This is a genomic window from Micromonospora sp. NBS 11-29, from assembly GCF_002140155.1.
Classification (GTDB): Bacteria; Actinomycetota; Actinomycetes; order Mycobacteriales; family Micromonosporaceae; genus Micromonospora.
In genome coordinates, this window is record NZ_NAPR01000013.1 from 157,240 (window position 1) to 174,765 (window position 17,526).

Annotated in this window: 11 protein-coding genes and 4 pseudogenes; 6 read left to right on the forward strand and 9 right to left on the reverse strand. The window is 73.2% G+C overall.

All coding sequences use genetic code 11. The features are described from left to right. Positions 1 to 196: 196 nt before the first annotated feature. Positions 197 to 2,311, forward strand: coding sequence for a cellulase family glycosylhydrolase (locus B1205_RS17115; RefSeq protein ID WP_441338511.1), 2,115 nt, complete (start codon positions 197 to 199; stop codon positions 2,309 to 2,311). Positions 2,312 to 2,364: 53 nt separating this feature from the next. Continuing rightward, positions 2,365 to 3,234 carry an alpha/beta fold hydrolase gene (locus B1205_RS17120; RefSeq protein ID WP_089156532.1) on the forward strand — a complete coding sequence of 290 codons (870 nt, stop codon included), beginning with the start codon at positions 2,365 to 2,367 and terminating at the stop codon, positions 3,232 to 3,234. Positions 3,235 to 3,241: 7 nt separating this feature from the next. Here B1205_RS17120 and B1205_RS17125 read toward each other — a convergent pair whose 3' ends face one another. The 6 genes and pseudogenes from B1205_RS17125 to B1205_RS17150 all read right to left on the reverse strand — a co-directional run bounded on the left by B1205_RS17125 (position 3,242) and on the right by B1205_RS17150 (position 9,671). Beyond that, positions 3,242 to 3,706 (reverse strand): DUF1579 family protein, encoded by a 465-nt coding sequence (locus B1205_RS17125; protein WP_089156533.1) that lies wholly within the window; start codon positions 3,704 to 3,706, stop codon positions 3,242 to 3,244. A 131-nt stretch (positions 3,707 to 3,837) separates the two neighbouring features. Beyond that, entirely contained in the window at positions 3,838 to 4,962 is a 1,125-nt protein-coding gene (locus B1205_RS29830; protein ID WP_089156534.1) for a hypothetical protein, read from the reverse strand. 75 nt (positions 4,963 to 5,037) lie between these two features. Beyond that, positions 5,038 to 5,694, reverse strand: a complete 657-nt coding sequence (locus B1205_RS17135; RefSeq protein WP_089156535.1) for a 4'-phosphopantetheinyl transferase family protein — start codon at positions 5,692 to 5,694, stop codon at positions 5,038 to 5,040. Positions 5,695 to 5,806: 112 nt separating this feature from the next. Continuing rightward, entirely contained in the window at positions 5,807 to 6,580 is a 774-nt protein-coding gene (locus B1205_RS17140) for a peptidase (RefSeq protein WP_089156536.1), read from the reverse strand. Between the two features lie 2 nt (positions 6,581 to 6,582). After that, a pseudogene (locus B1205_RS17145) lies at positions 6,583 to 7,819 on the reverse strand (VWA domain-containing protein). Between the two features lie 314 nt (positions 7,820 to 8,133). After that, positions 8,134 to 9,671: pseudogene (locus tag B1205_RS17150) on the reverse strand (dolichyl-phosphate-mannose--protein mannosyltransferase). Positions 9,672 to 9,810: 139 nt separating this feature from the next. On the opposite strand from B1205_RS17150, the gene rsmI reads away from it, so the two are divergent. Next, positions 9,811 to 10,650, forward strand: coding sequence for a 16S rRNA (cytidine(1402)-2'-O)-methyltransferase (gene rsmI / locus B1205_RS17155; protein ID WP_441338512.1), 840 nt, complete (start codon positions 9,811 to 9,813; stop codon positions 10,648 to 10,650). 4 nt (positions 10,651 to 10,654) lie between these two features. Here the strand turns inward: rsmI and B1205_RS17160 are convergent, their stop codons facing one another. After that, positions 10,655 to 11,479 carry a hypothetical protein gene (locus B1205_RS17160; protein ID WP_254910015.1) on the reverse strand — a complete coding sequence of 275 codons (825 nt, stop codon included), beginning with the start codon at positions 11,477 to 11,479 and terminating at the stop codon, positions 10,655 to 10,657. Between the two features lie 135 nt (positions 11,480 to 11,614). Here B1205_RS17160 and metG point away from each other — a divergent pair, with 135 nt between their 5' ends. After that, positions 11,615 to 13,417 carry a methionine--tRNA ligase gene (gene metG, locus B1205_RS17165; protein ID WP_089156537.1) on the forward strand — a complete coding sequence of 601 codons (1,803 nt, stop codon included), beginning with the start codon at positions 11,615 to 11,617 and terminating at the stop codon, positions 13,415 to 13,417. Between the two features lie 18 nt (positions 13,418 to 13,435). Here the strand turns inward: metG and B1205_RS17170 are convergent. Then, positions 13,436 to 14,266, reverse strand: a pseudogene (locus B1205_RS17170) (alpha/beta fold hydrolase); the annotation flags it as partial. 59 nt (positions 14,267 to 14,325) lie between these two features. Next, positions 14,326 to 15,515, reverse strand: a pseudogene (locus B1205_RS17175) (hypothetical protein). An 81-nt stretch (positions 15,516 to 15,596) separates the two neighbouring features. Between B1205_RS17175 and B1205_RS17180 the strand changes: the two are divergent. Together B1205_RS17180 and rsmA are read left to right on the forward strand one after the other, a co-directional pair. Continuing rightward, positions 15,597 to 16,502: a TatD family hydrolase gene (locus B1205_RS17180; protein WP_089156538.1), complete on the forward strand. Its 906-nt coding sequence runs from the start codon at positions 15,597 to 15,599 to the stop codon at positions 16,500 to 16,502. A 79-nt stretch (positions 16,503 to 16,581) separates the two neighbouring features. Continuing rightward, positions 16,582 to 17,451, forward strand: a complete 870-nt coding sequence (gene rsmA / locus B1205_RS17185; RefSeq protein WP_089156539.1) for a 16S rRNA (adenine(1518)-N(6)/adenine(1519)-N(6))-dimethyltransferase RsmA — start codon at positions 16,582 to 16,584, stop codon at positions 17,449 to 17,451. The last annotated feature ends 75 nt before the right edge of the window (positions 17,452 to 17,526 follow it).

Below are 17,526 nucleotides of genomic sequence, written 5' to 3' on the forward strand. Positions count from 1 at the left end.
CACCTCGTCGTCGTGCATCCGCGTCATCCGGTGGACGCCAGCCGCGCCGGGGTGGCCCTGTCGCGGGCAATAATCGGGAAACGCATCCACGCCCGCCGATTGACAATGTTTGGAATCCAAACTTACTCTCGCGCTGGGCGGGGTGCGCGCCCGCCCGTCCCGTCCACGCGCACACCCACCACCCGAAGGAACCACGATGCTCGGCATCTCCCGTACCCCGAAGCGGGCCCGATTGCGGGTCGGCCTGGTCGCGGCCACCGCCGCGACACTCATGGCCGGCACCGCCGTCCTGGCGACGAACGCCCAGGCGGCGGCCGGCTGCCGCGTGACCTACACGACCGCCAGCCAGTGGGCCGGCGGCTTCAGCGCCAACGTCGACGTCACCAACCTCGGCGACCCGGTCAGCGGCTGGACCCTGCGCTGGACGTTCCCGTCCGGCCAGCAGGTCACCCAGGCGTGGAACGCCACCGTCACCTCCTCCGGCGCCCAGGTCACCGCTACGAACGTCAGCTACAACGGCGCGATCGCCACCAACGGCAGCGTGTCGTTCGGCTTCAACGGCTCCTGGTCCGGCGTCAACACCGCGCCCACCTCGTTCACGCTCAACGGGGTCGCCTGCACCGGTGGCGTCGGCGGCACCACCCCGCCGCCCAGCACCACGCCCCCGCCGACCACCCCGCCACCCACCACCCCGCCACCCACCACGCCGCCGCCGGCCGGCAACGCCATGGCGGCGGTCGCCGCCATGCAGCCCGGCTGGAACCTCGGCAACTCGTTCGACGCGGTCGGCGCGGACGAGACCGCGTGGGGCAACCCGCGGGTCACCCAGGCGCTGCTGGACAACGTGCGGGCGCAGGGCTTCAACAGCATCCGGATCCCGGTGACGTGGAGCAACCACCACGGGGGCGCACCGAACTACACCATCGACGCCGCCTGGCTCGCCCGGGTACGCGAGGTGGTCGGTTGGGCCCTCGCGGACGGCTTCTACGTGGTGATCAACATTCACCACGACTCGTGGCAGTGGATCAACACGATGCCCACGGACCGCACCACGGTGCTGAACCGCTACAACGCGCTCTGGACCCAGATCGCCGGTGCGTTCCGGGACAGCTCGTCGAAGCTGGTCTTCGAGAGCGTCAACGAACCGCAGTTCACCGGCAGCTCCGGCGACGCCCAGAACGCCACGCTGCTCAACGAGCTGAACACCTCGTTCCAGCGGATCGTGCGCCAGTCCGGCGGCAACAACGCCACCCGGCTGCTCGTGCTGCCGACCCTGCACACCTCGGCCGAGCAGGCCCGGGTGAACGAGCTGGTCAGCACGTTCAACGCGTTGAACGATCCGAACCTGATCGCCACCGTCCACTTCTACGGCTACTGGCCGTTCAGCGTGAACATCGCCGGCGGCACCCGCTTCGACGCGACCGTGCAGCAGGACCTGACCGACCAGTTCGACCGGGTCTACAACGCGTTCGTCGCCCGGAACATCCCGGTGATCATCGGGGAGTACGGCCTGCTCGGCTTCGACCGCCACACCGGCACCATCGAGCAGGGCGAGAAGCTCAAGTTCTTCGAGTTCCTCGGCTACTACGCGCGCAGCCGCAAGCTCACCACCCAGCTCTGGGACAACGGCCAGCACTTCGACCGGACGTCCTTCGTGTGGAAGGACCCGGAGCTGATCGCGCAGATCAAGTCGAGCTGGACCACCCGCTCCGGCACCGCGTCCAGCGACCAGGTGTACGTGCCGCGCACCGGCACGATCACCGCCAAGAGCCTGACGCTCAACCTCAACGGCACCACGTTCCAGGGGCTGCGCCAGGGCACCACCGACCTGGTCAACGGCACCGACTATACGGTCTCCGGCAGCACGCTCACGCTCACCGCGTCGGCGCTCACCCGGCTGGTCGGCAACCGCGCGTACGGGGTGAACGCCAACCTCCAGGCCCGCTTCTCCACCGGCGTGCCGTGGCGGATCAGCATCATCACGTACGACCCGCCGGTGCTCGGCAACGCCACCGGCCCCACCAGCGGGTTCAACCTGCCGGCGCAGTTCCGGGGCGACCAGCTCGCCACCATGGAGGCGAAGTACGCCGACGGCAGCAACGCCGGCCCGCAGAACTGGACCCCGTTCAAGGAGTTCGACGTGACGTTCGCGCCGAACTACGCCAGCAACACGATCACCTTGAAGCCGGAGTTCTTCGCCGAGGTCAACGACGGTCAGCGGGTCACCCTGACGTTCCACTTCTGGAGCGGCACGAAGGTGACCTACTACGTCACCAAGTCCGGCGGCAGCGTCACCGGCACGGTGAGCTGACCACGCCGGTGCCGCTCNGATGACTTTCCGGCCCGACGCCGGTCGACACGGGTATGACCACACAGACACTCCGGACACCCGAGGTCGACCTCGTCTACGACGTGCACGCCCCGAGCGGCGTCGACGGCGGGCGTCGGCCCCTGTTCATGATCGGCCAACCGATGTGCGCCGACGGCTTCACCACGCTGGCCTCCTACTTCCCGGACCGCACCGTCGTCACGTACGACCCGCGCGGGCTCGGTCGCAGCGTGCGCAAGGACGGCGGCACGGACGCCGTGCCCGAGGTCCAGGCCGCCGACGTACGCGCCGTCGTCGACGCACTCGGGGCCGGTCCGGTCGACATGTTCGCCAGCAGCGGTGGTGCGGTCACCGCGCTCGCCCTGGTCGCGGCGTACCCGGACACGGTGGCCACGCTGGTGGCGCACGAACCGCCGCTCATCCCGCTGCTGCCCGACGCCGAGGCCGCCGCCCGGGCCATGGCCGGCTGCCAGGAGGCATATCAGAAGCGCGGCTGGGGCGCCGGCATGGCGGCGTTCGTGGCCATGACCTCGTGGCGGGGTGAGTTCACCGGGGACTACTTCGCCCAGCCCGCGCCGGACCCCGCCGCGTTCGGGATGCCGGTCGAGGACGACGGCTCCCGGGACGACCCGCTCCTGTCCGAGCGGTCCGCGGCGGTCACCAGCTACCGACCGGACGTCGACGCGCTCCGCGTGACGCGTACCCGGATCGTCATCGCGGTGGGCGAGGAATCGGCGGACACCCTGACCGCACGCACCTCGGTCGCGGCGGCCGAGCTGCTCGGCGGACGGGCGGCGGTCTTCCCCAGTCACCACGGCGGGTTCCTCGACGGGGAGCACGGCTACGCCGGCCAGCCGGAGGCGTTCGCCCGCCGCCTGCGGGAGATCCTCGACCGTCTCGGCTGACGACGGCTCAGGCGCGACGCAGGTCGGCGACCATCACCGGGTACGGCCCGGCCGGCACCTCGGGAGCGGCCTGGTCGGCGGGGACCACGTTCTCCATCCGCAGCCGTAACGTCGTCGGGTCGGCGGCGTCGAGGGTGATCCGCCACCCCCACCCGCCGCCGTACTCGGCGGTCAGCCCGGCCACCGCGTCCGGCCCCGCCTCACCGGTCAGCGTCATCGGCCCGGGCTGCTGGTGCCACGAGTCGCCCCACCAGGCGACCAGCGAGCCCGGCTGCTCCCCGGCGCCGATCACCAGCAGGCCGTCCTGCGGCCCGTCGTCCGGATGCGCCCACGAGTACGCCACCGTGGTCAGGTGGCCGCCGGCCGCGGTCGCCACGGCCGCCGTGGCCGGCGACTCGGTGAACGAATCGGCGGGCAGCATCCGGAAGCCGTTGGTGCCGACCCAGGAACCGGTGGCGTCAGCGAGGATCACCGGCCCAGCATAGGTCCGTCCGCCCGAGCGGCGAGATCCACACCAGTTCGCCGAAGTGGCGCCCTCCCGACATGAGGATGCCGCCACCTCACCGAACTGGCGTCGCCGCCCGGATTTCCGGCGAGTCGCGGTCAGGGCTTCCAGGAACCGGCGGTACGCAGGCGGTGCTGGTATTCGACGACGCCGTTGGTGTCCTTGACGTCGAAGATGAGCTGACCGCTGCGCTTGGAGCCGGCCGGCAGGTTGTTGCCCGAGGTCATCAGCTTGCCGCAGCCGGAGAACGCGCCGGCGATGCCGCTCTCCCGGGTGCCGTCCGTGCCCTTCCAACTGAAGTAGAACGGGTTGATCGAGCCGGTGCCCTTGGTGATCTCGGCGGTCACGTCGGCGACCAGGTACATGCCGTTCTTCGGGTCGGGCATGAACTCCCGGCAGGCGGTCTTCTTCGTCTGGAAGTTGCCGACCGTGATTTCGATGGTGCCCTCGTCGTCGTTGATGATCAGCTTGTCGCCGGCCGGCATGTTGAACGTCTCGTCGTCCGTCGTGCCCGGCTGCGGCGTGCTTGTCGAGGGGCCGTCGGTCGGGGTGCCGTAGGTCGGCGAGTCGGTCGGGCCGCCGAAGGTGATGCCGGGGGTGGGCAGCGTGCCGATCTCCCGCTGGGCCTTCTTCGTCCCGCTGTAGACGGCGAAGATGCCGCCGCCACAGCAGAGCACCAGCAGGAGCGCCACCACCAGGCCGACCGTGAGCCAGACGTTCCGGCTCGAATTGCGGGGCGGCGGACCGAACGGCGCCGGGGGCGGATACGGTCCGCTGCCCGGGTACGCCTCAGCCGGCGCGTACTTCCCGGGCTGCGGGTACGCCGGCTGCGAGTAACCCGGCGGCGGGTACGCCCCGCCGGGCGGGGGATACGCGCCACCCGGCGGCGGGTAGGCCCCACCCGGCGGCGGATAGCCGCCGCCCGGCGGGGAATACGCGCCACCCGGCGGCGGGTAGGGCGTGCCCGAGATCGGCGCGTACGGATCGCCCGGGGCCGAGGCGTACGGATCGGCCGGCGCGTACGGATCGCTCGGGACCGGCGGGTACGGCTCGTCCGGGGACGGCTGCGGCGGGTACGACGTGCCCGAGGGTGGGAACGCCTTCGTCGGGTTGAGTGGCGGTGCCCACGGGTCGTTCGGCGCGGGCGGGAACCCCTGCGTCGGCGGATCGTGCGGCTGCTGGTTCGGGTCCTGCGACCCGGACGGAGGCTGAGGTTGGCTCACCGTACTCCTTGGACACCGTCGGGACTTTCAGTCGAACCGACGGTACAAGCCGGCGGCGAAGCGGCCGTCCGGCCCTCAGCGACGTGTCAGAACGGCTGCGGTACGGACCAGTTCGTCGTCCACCGCGAACCGTCCGGTCACCGAAGCCGGCGGATCGGTCACCGGCGCGGCGGCGAGCCGGGCCGGCGCGATCCACGCCTCGAACGTCCCCGCGTCGGGGTCGAGCGTCACCCGGGCGTCCGGAAAGCCCAGCCAGGTGCCGACCAGCGGATGCCAGACCTTGTAGATCGTCTCCTTGACGCTGAACACCACCGTCGGCCAGGGCGTACCGGCCGGCAGCCGGGCCAGGTCCGCCTCCTCCTCGGGGCGGCACACCTTCCGGCGTACCCCCGGGCTGAGCGCGCGGTGCCGCTCGGCGTCGATGCCGACGGCGCGCACGTCGGCGGCGTGGGCGGCGACGGCGGCGCAGTAGCCCTCGGTGTGGGTGATCGCGCCGACCACCCCGGCCGGCCAGACCGGCGCGCGGTCGGTGCCGACGGGCACCGGCGTGGCCGGCAGGTCGAGCGCGGCGAGCGCCCGGCGGGCGCACATCCGGCCGGCGGTGAAGTCGCGCCGACGGCTCGGCACCGCGCGTTCGCCCAGGCCGGCCCGCTCGGCCGGCAGCAACTCGCCGGACCAGTCGGCCGGGCCGGCCACCGCCACGGCGACGGTGGGCGGCAGCAGGTCACGCACGGGCGTCGGTGGGTGCCGGGGACACGCCGGTGACCGTACCGTAACTGGCCCCGCACCCTCGGCGCGGCCGGTGACCGCCGCGTCGGGTTCGCGGCGGCCACCGGCCGCGGTCTCAGCGGCGGCGGGGTCGCCGGGTGAGGGCGAAGCCGGCCACGCCGGCCACGGCGGCGAGTACGCCGCCCACGGTTGTCCAGACCCAGCGTGAGCCGGCCTCGGGGAGCCAACCGGTCAGGTCGGTCTCCTCCTCGGCGACCGGTTCGGGCGTCGGCTCGGCGGTCAGCACCGTCCCGGCGCGGGTGTTCGGCACCAGCGCCGCCGCCAGCTCGCCGTCGTCGCCGGAGGCGCCGCCCTCGTCGACCGCGCCGACCAGCAGGTCCACCTCGATCGGCAGGCCCAGGTCGGGTTCGGGCAGGTCGGTGACGGAGAGCCGGACGTAGTAGGTGCCGGGCAGCGGGTCGCCGGACCACGGCTCGGCCCACGGCCGCACCCGGCGCAGCGTGCAGCCGAGCGCCACACTGGTCGCCGCCGTCGCCGCGGTGGGGGTCTGCGCGCCGGCCGTGCAGGCCTGCCGGCGGCGCAGCCCGTCGAAGACGTCGACCGTCCAGGTGGACGCGCCGGTCCGCCGCTTCGGGAAGGTGACCGTGACGCCGATCTCGTGCACCTGCCCGGCGTCGGCCCGGAAGGACCAGTACAGGTGGTCGCCGGTCGAGGCGCCCACCCGTACCGGTTGGCCGGCGGTGATGGTCGTGGCGGTGAGGAACGACGTGCCGGCCTTGGTCACGGTGGCCGCGCCCGGTGACGGGCTGGGCGCGGCGAGGGCCGCCGCGGGGGTGAGGGTCAGGCCGGCGGCGGCCATGGCCGCCGCGACCCGGATCGGGGTACGCATCCTCAGTTCTCCCTCCACGTGGCCACCCACCAGCGGGTGAGCAGACCGGCGAGCAGCCCGGTGACGAGTCCGGCCAGGGTGAGCAGGAGCAGCAGGGCCCAGCCTCGGCCGAGGTCCGGCCCGTCCGGCGCCGGTGAGGCGGCGACCAGGTCCACGGTCAGCTCCACCGGCATCCCCGGCTCGGCCCGGGTGCCGCCGCGGGGCGCGAAGGAGTTGCTGACCACCAGGCAGACCGTCCGTGCCGCCTGTACCCCGCTCGGGGTCGGCTCCGGGCTCGCCGCCGCGTCCTTCTCCTCGGCGGCCGACCAGCGCAGGCCGGCCGAGACCACGTCGGTCCGCCCGCTGCCGGCGTCGACGCCGCGGACCAGCTCCCGCCCGTCCGGCGCGGTGGCCCGCAGCAGTACGCCGTAGTCCGGGTTGACCGGCCGGTCCAGCGCCACGCTGACCGACGCGCGCAGCTCCTGCCCGGGGCGGACCGGCACCCGGTACCAGCGGTGCTCGGAGAACGCCTCGCGGTCGGTGTAGACGCCGGGGGCGAGCATCGGTGCGCCGTCGCAGGCCCCCGTGCCGTCGACGACCGCCGGGGCGGCCGTGTACGTGTCGCGGGCCCGGTCGACCAGTTGCTTGATCCGGCCGGTCAGCTCGTCGGCGCTCTGCGCCGCGGTGTACGTGCCGCCGGTGGCCCCGGCGATGCAGAGCAACTGCCGGCGTACCTTCTCGTCCGGGGCGAGGCCGAGCGTGTCGACGACCAGCCGGGTGCCCTGGGCGGCCAGTTCCCGGGCCACCTCGCAGGGGTCGGGCGGGGCGCAGGTGTCCTCGCCGTCGGTGATCAGCACGATCCGGCGGGTCGTGCTGCCGGTGCCCAGGTCCTGCGCGGCCGAGCGCAGGGCCAGCCCGACCGGGGTGAACCCGGTCGGGCGCAGCCCGGCGACGGCGGCCTTGGCCTGTGTGCGGTCCACCGGTCCGACCGGCACGATCTGCTGCGTGTCGAGGCAGCCCTGCTTCTTGTCCTTGCCGCGGTAGGTGGCGCCGAGCACCCGGATGCCGAGCTGGGTCTCGTCCGGCAGACCGTCGACCACCTCGTTGAACGCCTGCTGGGCGACGGAGATCCGGCTGCGGCCGTCGATGTCGCGCGCCCGCATCGAGCCGCTGACGTCGAGGACCAGCTCGACCTTCGGTGGCTCGGCGGGGTCGNCGCAGTCCGAACAGGACGGCCGTCGATCGTCTCTTGTTGATCACCGGGCGAAGTGTAGTGAGATCCACAATGGAAGATCGACCGGGTGGGCCCTCGGTGGCGGTGGCGTCGCGGTTCACCGATGACGTCGAATTCGTTATGTTCCCGCCGGATGACCCACCGTTATCTGCCCGTTGTAAACCTTTCGGGGGGTGGCGCATGGGTCGGAAATCTGACCCGGCTGCACCCGTTGTGCGGTTGCCACACTGTGGTTAAGCTCTGTGTTGCGCGCCCCAATCGCCCGCTTCCCCCGTGGCAGGCGATCGGGGCNGGCCCGGTGGGAGCCTCCCACCGGGCCGTAATGTGCTCGGCCGACGCCTCAGATCCAGCGACCGTCCAGCCACATCCGGGCGGACCAGTCGGCGTAGGGCAGGAGCCGCCCCACGAAGACCGGATAGAAGTAGCCGAAGCAGAGCGCGACCAGCAACACGTACGCGCCCGCGATGATCCCGCCGACCAGGCGGCGGTCACCGACCTGCTCCGCGGTGGGCGGCGGCGCGGTGCCGGTGACCGGGGCGGGGGTGACGATCGCGCCGAGCACGTAGACCACCGCCAGCACCAGGAACGGCACCGCCGGCGCGGCGTAGAACGAGAACATCGTCCGGCCGTCGAGCGCGTACCAGAACCAGGGCAGCAGGCCGGCGGCCACGCAGAGCAGGATCGCGCCGGCCCGCCAGTCGCGCCGGGCCAGGCCCAGCCAGATGGTCGCGGCCAGCGCCGGCAGGAACGACCACCAGAGCAGCGGCGTGCCCAGCAGCAGCACCTCCGAGGCGCAGCTCGCCGCGCCGCAATTGCCGTCGCCGGACCAGGAGAACGCCACCGGCCGGCCCAGCAGCAGCCACTGCCACGGCCAGGACTGGTATTTGTGCGGATCGTCGAGCTGGGTGTGGAAGCCGTACGCGGCCTTGTGGTATTCCCACAGGTTGATCAGCGAGCCGACGACCGGCGCGTCGCTCAACCCGGGCACGTTCGGGTAGCGCTCGGCCAGGCGGTAGTAGCCCTCGTCGCTGAGCAGCCACCCCGACCAGGTGGCCACGTAGGCGACCACCATCAGCACGCCGGCCGCGAGCAGCCACGGCAGCTCGTCCAGGACGGCGTCGCGCCACGGACGGCGTACCCCGGCCGAACGGCGCACGCCGACCTCCCAGAGCACCACCAGCAGCGCGAAGGCCGGTACGAAGTAGACCGCGCTCCACTTCACCGAGCAGGCGCAGCCGAGCAGCACCCCGGCGGCCAGCCGCCACCACGGCCAGTTCCGCCAGCCCGACGCCGGGCGTCCGGCCCGGCCCGGCTGCGTCGGGTCGAGGCCGCCCTCCAACGCCCGGGCCCAGCGCCGACGCCGGGCGTCCCGGTCGAGCACCAGCGCGCCGAACGCGGCCAGCACGAACAGCAGCAGGAAGATGTCGAGGATGGCGGTGCGGGACAGCACCAGGTGGAAGCCGTCCAGCGCGAGCAGCAGGCCCNCAGCACCGACAGCGTGCCGCAGACCGCCGCGCCGAAGCGCCAGCCGAACTCCGGCGCGGTCGTCATCAGGTGCCCCGGCACCGAGATGTTCGTCTCGGTGTCCTGGTAGCCGAAGGCCCACTCGCCGATCCCGATCAGCCACTTGCCCAGCGGCGGGTGGACCACGTACGACGGGCCGTTGTCCTTGTAGTTCCACTCGACGCCGCGGTCGATCAGCCCGTACGCGTCCTTGGCGTAGTAGGTCTCGTCGAAGATCTTGCCGGACGGGTGGCTGAGCCCGACGAAGCGCAGGATCGCGGCGATGGCCACCACCACGGCGGTGGCCAGCCACGCCTGCCCTCGGCCGAGGTGGTCGTCGACGGTGGCGAGCCGGCGTCGGACCGCGGCCGGGATTCCGCCCCCGCCGCCGTCGCCTGGTGCGTCGNCGAGGCACTCGTCACCCGGCGATCGTAGGCTGCAAAGGTGCCCGGTGGCGTCCGTCGTCCCCGAAATTGGTACGACCGTCGATGAGGGAGCGCGCAGCGTGGGGGAAATGTCCGAGACCGGGCGCTTGGTGCTGCTCGGTGCACCGCTCGGCAACCCGGCCGACGCGTCCGCCCGGTTCCGCGAGGTGCTCGCCGCCGCCGACGTGGTCGCCGCCGAGGACACCCGCCGGCTCACCCGGCTGGCCCGCGACCTCGACGTCACCGTGCCCGGTCGGATCGTCTCCTACTTCGAGGGCAACGAGGAACGGCGTACCCCCGAACTGGTCGAGGTGCTCGCCGCCGGCTACACGATCGCCCTGGTCACCGACGGCGGCATGCCGAGCGTCTCCGACCCCGGCTACCGGCTGGTCCGCGCCGCGCTGGACGCCGGCGTCCCGGTCACCGCGGCCCCCGGGCCCAGCGCGGTCACCACCGCGCTGGCGCTGTCCGGGCTGCCCTGCGACCGGTTCTGCTTCGAGGGCTTCCTGCCCCGCACCCCCGGCGCCCGCCGCTCCCGCCTGCGCGCGCTCGCCGGGGAGGAACGCACGCTGGTGCTCTTCGAGGCGCCGCACCGGATCACCGCCGCGCTGGCCGACCTGGCCGACGCGTTCGGCCCGGACCGGCCCGCCGCGCTCTGTCGCGAGCTGACCAAGACCTACGAGGAGGTCGTCCGCCGGCCGCTGGGCGAGCTGGCCGGGTGGGCCGCCGCCGGCGACGTGCGCGGCGAGATCACGTTGGTGGTGGCGGGCGCACCGCCGGCGGCGGCGGTCCGCCCCGACGACGACGCGCTGCGCGCCGCGGTCGCCGAGCGCGAGGCGGCGGGCGCATCCCGGCGGGACGCGATCACCGAGGTCGCCATCGCGTACGGGCTGCGCCGCCGCGAGGTCTACGCCGTGGTCCACCGCTGACCGTCTACCAGGCGGCGGCGAGGAAGCCGAGCGTGATCAGCAGCGGGCCGGCCAGCGCCAGCCACACCGCCCGGCGGCGCTGCCTCGGGTCCGGCAGCCGGCTCGCGCCCGTCCACCGGGCGATCCCGGCGGCGCAGCCGCCCACCAGGGCCAGCCCGAGCAGCCACCGCAGGTGCCGGCCGGCGCCGGTGTCCGCGTACGCGGTGGCGCCGTCCGGCCCGGTCATCCGGGCGGCCAGCGTGCTGCCGGTGGCGGTGCGTCCGGACGGCACGCCGCTGACCCGTACCCCCTGGGCCTGGAAGCGGTCGCCGTCGGCCTGGAAGATGCCCCGGCAGCGCTGGCCGAGCCCGCCGCCGGTGCACTCGGTGATCATCACGGTGCCGCCGGTCGAGTGCCCCACCGCCAACCAGAACGGTCCGGCGCTGACCCAGGCGAAGAACGCGGCGAGCAGACTCAGCGCCAGCAGCACGGCGAGGCCGGCGGGCGGGTCCGGCGGACGGACCGTACGGGTCGGCTCGCGTCGGATGCGGACCCGACCGGCGCGGCGGCGCGGCTCGTCGCGCAGCGGCGTGCCGTCCCAGTGCACCTCCTCGATCGGGGCCCAGCCGGTCGCGTCGTCGCCCGGCGGGACGGACCGTCGCTGCCAGCGCGGCTGCCGCACCGGCACCCGGCGGGGTACGGCGTCCACCGGGGCCCCGGTGGTGGGCTCCACCTCCACCGGCGGGTCCGCCGGGTCGAGCCGGGGTTGCGGGGCGACCGGCGCGCCGCGCGCCGGCCGTGCGTCCGACGCGGCCGCCGACGGCTCGGGTGACACTGGTGTGCTGGTCACGAGTTCATTCCACACCGGCACCGCCGGGCTTCCGGGCAGCTCACGCCGCGTGTCGGCGACAAAACGGGCGTACGGTGGCGCGGTCCGCCCTATTGATTCGCGGGTGGTCCACGCCACTCACTAGGCTTGACGCTCATGAGTCACGTTCTCGCCGCGGTCGCCTGGCCCTACGCCAACGGCCCGCGCCACATCGGCCACGTATCCGGATTCGGCGTTCCCTCCGACGTCTTCGCCCGGTACATGCGGATGGCCGGCCACGACGTGCTCATGGTCTCCGGCACCGACGAGCACGGCACCCCGATCCAGGTGCAGGCCGACGCCGAGGGGGTCACCCCGCGCGAGCTGGCCGACCGGTACAACCGGGTGATCGCCGAGGACCTGCGGGCGCTCGGTCTGTCGTACGACCTGTTCACCCGCACCACCACCCGCAACCACTACGCGGTGGTGCAGGAGCTGTTCACCGGGCTGCACCGCAACGGCTACATCGTCGCCAAGGTCACCACCGGGGCGATCTCCCCGTCCACCGGCCGTACGCTGCCCGACCGCTACATCGAGGGCACCTGCCCGATCTGCGGCTACGACAGCGCGCGCGGCGACCAGTGCGACAACTGCGGCAACCAGCTCGACCCGATCGACCTGATCGACCCCAAGTCGAAGATCAACGGCGAGACGCCGGAGTTCGTGGAGACCGAGCACTTCTTCCTCGACCTGCCCGCCCTGGCCGACGCGCTGCGCCAGTGGCTGGACACCCGGGAGGGCTGGCGGCCCAACGTGCTGCGCTTCTCCCGCAACCTGCTCGACGACCTCCAGCCCCGGGCCATCACCCGCGACCTGGAATGGGGCGTGCCGATCCCCCTGGAGGGCTGGCAGGACCGCACCGACAAGCGGATCTACGTGTGGTTCGACGCGGTCATCGGCTACCTGTCCGCCTCGATCGAGTGGGCCCGCCGCACCGGCGACCCGGAGGCGTGGCGCAGGTGGTGGTCGGCCGACGCCGAGGGGAAGGACGCGCGTGGCTACTACTTCATGGGCAAGGACAACATCGTCTTCCACTCGGTGATCTGGCCGGCCCTGCTCGGCGGTTACTCCGGCGCGGGCGCCCGCGACGGCGAGCCCGGCGACCTGGGCCGGCTCAACCTGCCCACCGAGGTCGTCTCCAGCGAATACCTGACCATGGAGGGGCGGAAGTTCTCCTCTTCCCGCAAGGTGGTCATCTACGTCCGGGACTTCCTGGAGCGCTACGACGCCGACGCGTTGCGCTACTTCATCGCGGTGGCCGGCCCGGAGAGCAACGACACGGACTTCACCTGGGCGGAGTTCCTCCGCCGCAACAACGACGAGCTGGTCGCCGGCTGGGGCAACCTGGTCAACCGGTCCGTCTCGATGGCGGCGAAGAACTTCGGCGCGATCCCGCCGGTCGACCCGGCCGGGCTCACCGACGCCGACCGCGCGCTGCTGGACGTCGCGAAGGCCGGCTTCGCGGTGGTCGGCGACCTCATCGCCCGGCACCGGCAGAAGCAGGCCATCGGCGAGGCCATGAAGGTCGTGGCGGAGGCCAACAAGTATCTGTCCGAGCAGGCGCCCTGGAAGCTCAAGGGCGAGGCCGACAAGCCCCGGATGGGCACCATCCTGCACGTCGCCCTCCAGGTGGTCAGCGACGCCAACACGCTGCTCACGCCCTTCCTGCCGCACTCCGCGCAGAAGATCCACGAGCTGCTCGGCGGCACCGGCACGCACGCCCCGATGCCGGTGCTCGAAGAGGTCGAGGACCTCGACGGCGGGCCGGGCTACCCGGTGCTGACCGGCGACTACACGGTCGGCGCGCGCTGGGAGTCCGTACCCCTGGAGGTGGGCCGACCGCTCGCGGCGCCGAAGCCGGTGTTCCGCAAGCTCGACCCGTCCATCGTCGACGAGGAACTGGCCCGCCTCACCGGCTGACCACGACGCGGCCCCCGNCCGGCCGATGAACTCCATGATCGCGTTGTTGACCTCGGTCGGGTGGGTCCACGGCGTGCCGTGCGGCGCGCCCTTCAACGTGACCAGCTTGGCGTCGGACAGCATGTTGACCAGCCGTTGACCCGTCTTCGGGTACGGCAGCACGTTGTCCTTGTCGCCCTGGATGATCAGCACCGGCACGTCGATGTTCGGCAGGTCGCCCCGGAAGTCCGTCAACCAGGCGTCCACGCAGTCGAGCGTGCCCTTGGCCGACGCCTGCGCCCCGATCTGCCAGTGCGCGTGGTACGCCTCGTCGCTGACCAGCTTGCCCCTGTTCTCACTGGCGTTGAAGAACGCGTCGCAGAACTGCGTCAGGTAGGCGAACCGGTCGGCGACGATGGCCTGCTTGAACCCGTCGAACATGCTCTGCTCGACCCCCTCCGGATTGTCCGGGGTCTTGAGCAGGAACGGCGCCAACGGGGCCATCAGCACCGCCCGGTTCACCCGGTCCGATCCGTACGCGCCCAGGTAGCGGGTCACCTCGCCGGTGCCCATCGAGTGCCCGACCAGGATCGCGTCGCGCAGGTCCAACTCGGTCATCAACACGTCGAGGTCGGCGGCGAACGTGTCGTAGTCGTAGCCGAACGCCGGCTGGGCGGAACTGCCGAACCCGCGTCGGTCGTACGTGATCACCCGATACCCGGCGGCGAGCAACGGACCGCTCATCTTCTCCCAGGTCGCCCCGTTGAACGGGAACCCGTGGATGAGCACGATCGGCTGGCCGGCGCCGTGATCCTCGTAGTACAGGTCGATGGGTGCGGAATTCTCCGTACCAACGGTGACGAAAGGCATATCGGGACATCCTCCTGCGTGGGGCCTCGGACGCCCACGCCTTCCCGACCTGCCGGGTTCTATTCGTCCCGCCGGGGATACGGCAGGTCCACCACCCGGTCGTCGGTCAGCTCGCCACCCGGCGCCCAGACCTCGTAGACACCGCGTTCGTGGCACTGCGCCCCGGTCGTCGTGACCGCGTCCGGATCCGGCCGGCGCAGCCGCAACCGCAGCCAGCCCCCCTCCTCCCGCAGCACCAGGCAGGGCACCCCGCGCCAGGTGGCCGTCCGCAGCCGGCGGGCCGCCACCTCCACCGGATACCGGGCCGCCCGGGTCATCGCCAACACCCGGAACCCGCCGGGCTGGTCGGCCACCGCCTCGTACTCACCCCCGGCGTACGCGCCGACGAGCTGCGTGGAACGCGGCGCCTCGCCGGTCGGCACGTACTCCTGGTCGGCGGAGAGGCCGGGCACCGCGGCGAGCAGATGCCGCCACTGCGGGCCGGCCAGCCGCAGCCAGCCGCGCTGCTCCGCCTGGTAGGTGTAGAGCACCACCTCCACCCCGTCGGACGGGTAGGCGAGCAGGGTGGCGTTCGCCGGCATCGGCAGGTCGGCGAAGTCGCGGGNGGCGGTCCGAGGCGGTCGCGGGGCGGCAGGGTGGTCAGGCCGTGGTGCGCCGGCCCCACCGGGACGTCGTAGTCGGCCGGGTCGGCGGCCCGCCAGCGCAACGCGTACGCCACCTCGCCGCCCTCCGGGTCGCCGCGCAGCACCGCCATTCCCGCCGGGGTGCGCAGGTGCGCCACGTCGTGCTCCCGGTAGCAGAACCCGTGCGGCAGCCAGCCCCGCACGTAACCGGCGAGCTGCCGGGCGGAGAGCGCCTTCACCATCCGGGTGCCCGGCCGGATCACCGCCGACGCGCGCACCGCGGCCAGCGTCGGGTCGCCCACCGCCGCCGGTCGCTGGCTGAGCTGATGCACGTACGCCCAGCCCCGCTCCCGGTGCACCGGCATCAGCAGCGGCGAGTCGGCCTCCTCGGTCGGCGCGGTCGCCCCGTGCACCGCGCCCACCTCGGAGACGTGCACGAACCGCCGCCACGGGTGGAACACCCCGGGCCGGGGGCACCACTCGAAGCCGGGCGCCTCGTCGGCGCTGAACAACTCGTACGCCGCGCCCCGGGCGATCTCCTCGGCCGGATACACCCGCCCGTCGTACGTCACGCGCAGCCCGGTCCGCTCGGAGGCGGCCCCGCCGGCCTGGTCGGTGACGGTCATTCCGGGACGCTAAGCCGGCCAGATGTGGGGCGTGTGAACGGCCGGTGGCGGTCCGGGAACGCGGCCCCGGGCGGGTGTGTGATGCTGGCCGCGATGACCGAGCAGACCGAGACCCGCAAGCAGCGCGCCGCCCGCCGGGCCGGCGAGTTCCCGCCCGCCCCCGAGCCGCTGCCCGTGCCCGTGCCGGACAGCCACACCCACCTCGACCTGACCGTCGGCGAGTACGGCGCACCCCCCGGTGGCGCGGCCGGCGACGACCCGGTCGCCGCGGCGATCACCGCCGCCGCCGGGGTCGGCGTGGACCGGCTCGTCCAGGTCGGGGTGGACGTCGAGTCGTCCCGGTGGGGCGCCGAGGTCGCCGACCGGTACGCCCCGGTGCTCGCCACCGTGGCGCTGCACCCCAACGAGGCGCCCCGCCTGGCCGACCTCGACGAGGCGTTGCGCGAGATCGAGGCGCTGGCCGGGCGGGACCGGGTCCGCGGCGTCGGCGAGACCGGCATGGACTTCTTCCGTACCGGCGACGAGGGGCGGGCCGCGCAGGAGGAGAGCTTCCGGGCGCACATCGCCGTGGCCAAGCGGTACGGCAAGGCGCTGGTCATCCACGACCGGGACGCCCACGCCGACGTGCTGCGGATCCTCGACGACGAGGGCGCGCCGGAAACGGTGGTGATGCACTGCTTCTCCGGCGACGCCGACTTCGCCCGCGAGTGCGTCCGCCGGGGCCACCTGCTGAGCTTCGCCGGCACGGTCACGTTCAGCAGCGCCGCCGCGCTGCGCGAGGCCGCCGCCGTCACCCCGCCCGCGCAGATGCTGGTGGAGACCGACGCGCCGTACCTGACCCCGATGCCGCACCGGGGCCGGCCGAACGCGTCGTACCTGATCCCGTTGACCGTGCGGTTCCTCGCCGACACCACCGGCACCGACCTCGACACCCTCTGCGCCGCCATCTCCACCAACAGTGAGCGCGCCTTCGGCCCGTGGTGTTAGGCGGGGGCCCCGCCACAGCGCCAGGCGATAAGAAGGGCCCCCGCCTAACCGCGACGGCCCGCCGCTTACGCTACGGGGCGTGACTGGACTCCTCGGCCCGGCGGAGATCCGGGAACTCGCCGCGCGGCTCGGCGTCACACCGACCAAGAAGCTCGGCCAGAACTTCGTGCACGACCCCAACACCGTGCGTCGGATCGTCACCACCGCCGGGCTCACCCCCGACGACGTGGCGCTGGAGGTCGGCCCCGGCCTCGGCTCGCTCACGCTCGCCCTGCTCCCGGTCGCCGCGCACGTGCACGCCGTGGAACTCGACCCGGCGCTCGCCGCCGCGCTGCCGGAGACCGCCGCGCGTTTCGCCGGGGAGGCCGCCGGGAGGCTCACCGTCCACCCGGCCGACGCGCTGCGGGTCACCGCCGCCGACCTGGCCGACCCGCCGCCCACCGCGCTGGTCGCGAACCTGCCCTACAACGTGGCCGTGCCGGTGGTGCTGCACCTCCTCGCCGAACTGCCCACGCTGCGGCACGGCCTGGTCATGGTGCAGAAGGAGGTCGCCGACCGGCTCGTCGCCGGTCCCGGCTCCAAGGTGTACGGCATCCCGTCGGTCAAACTCGCCTGGTACGCCCGCGCCCGCGCCGCCGGCAAGGTCCCGCCGAACGTGTTCTGGCCGGTGCCGAACGTCGACTCCGGCCTGGTCGCGTTCACCCGCCGCGAGCCGCCCCGACCGGACGTACCCCGGAAGGCGGTCTTCGCGGTGGTCGACGCCGCGTTCGCCCAGCGTCGCAAGACGCTGCGGGCCGCCCTGGCCGGCTGGGCCGGCGGCGCGGACCGGGCCGCCACCGCCCTCACCGCCGCCGGCGTCGACCCGGGCGCCCGCGGCGAGTCCCTCACCGTGGAGCAGTTCGCCGCGATCGCCGCGTCGGCCCCGGACGCCTCCGCCGCCGCCCAGTAGGCTGGCGCCGTTGTCCGACCCGCCGAGGAGCTGACCGTGCAGAAGCCGTTCGACATCCGCCTGCGTCCACGGGGG

Bases quoted from the DNA above. Each gene is read 5' to 3' on its own strand.
- B1205_RS17115 (WP_441338511.1), top strand. From the start codon at position 197: ATGCTCGGCATCTCCCGTACCCCGAAGCGGGCCCGATTGCGGGTCGGC.
- B1205_RS17120 (WP_089156532.1), top strand. From the start codon at position 2,365: ATGACCACACAGACACTCCGGACACCCGAGGTCGACCTCGTCTACGAC.
- B1205_RS17140 (WP_089156536.1), bottom strand. From the start codon at position 6,580: ATGCGTACCCCGATCCGGGTCGCGGCGGCCATGGCCGCCGCCGGCCTG.
- rsmI (WP_441338512.1), top strand. From the start codon at position 9,811: ATGTCCGAGACCGGGCGCTTGGTGCTGCTCGGTGCACCGCTCGGCAAC.
- metG (WP_089156537.1), top strand. From the start codon at position 11,615: ATGAGTCACGTTCTCGCCGCGGTCGCCTGGCCCTACGCCAACGGCCCG.
- B1205_RS17180 (WP_089156538.1), top strand. From the start codon at position 15,597: ATGCTGGCCGCGATGACCGAGCAGACCGAGACCCGCAAGCAGCGCGCC.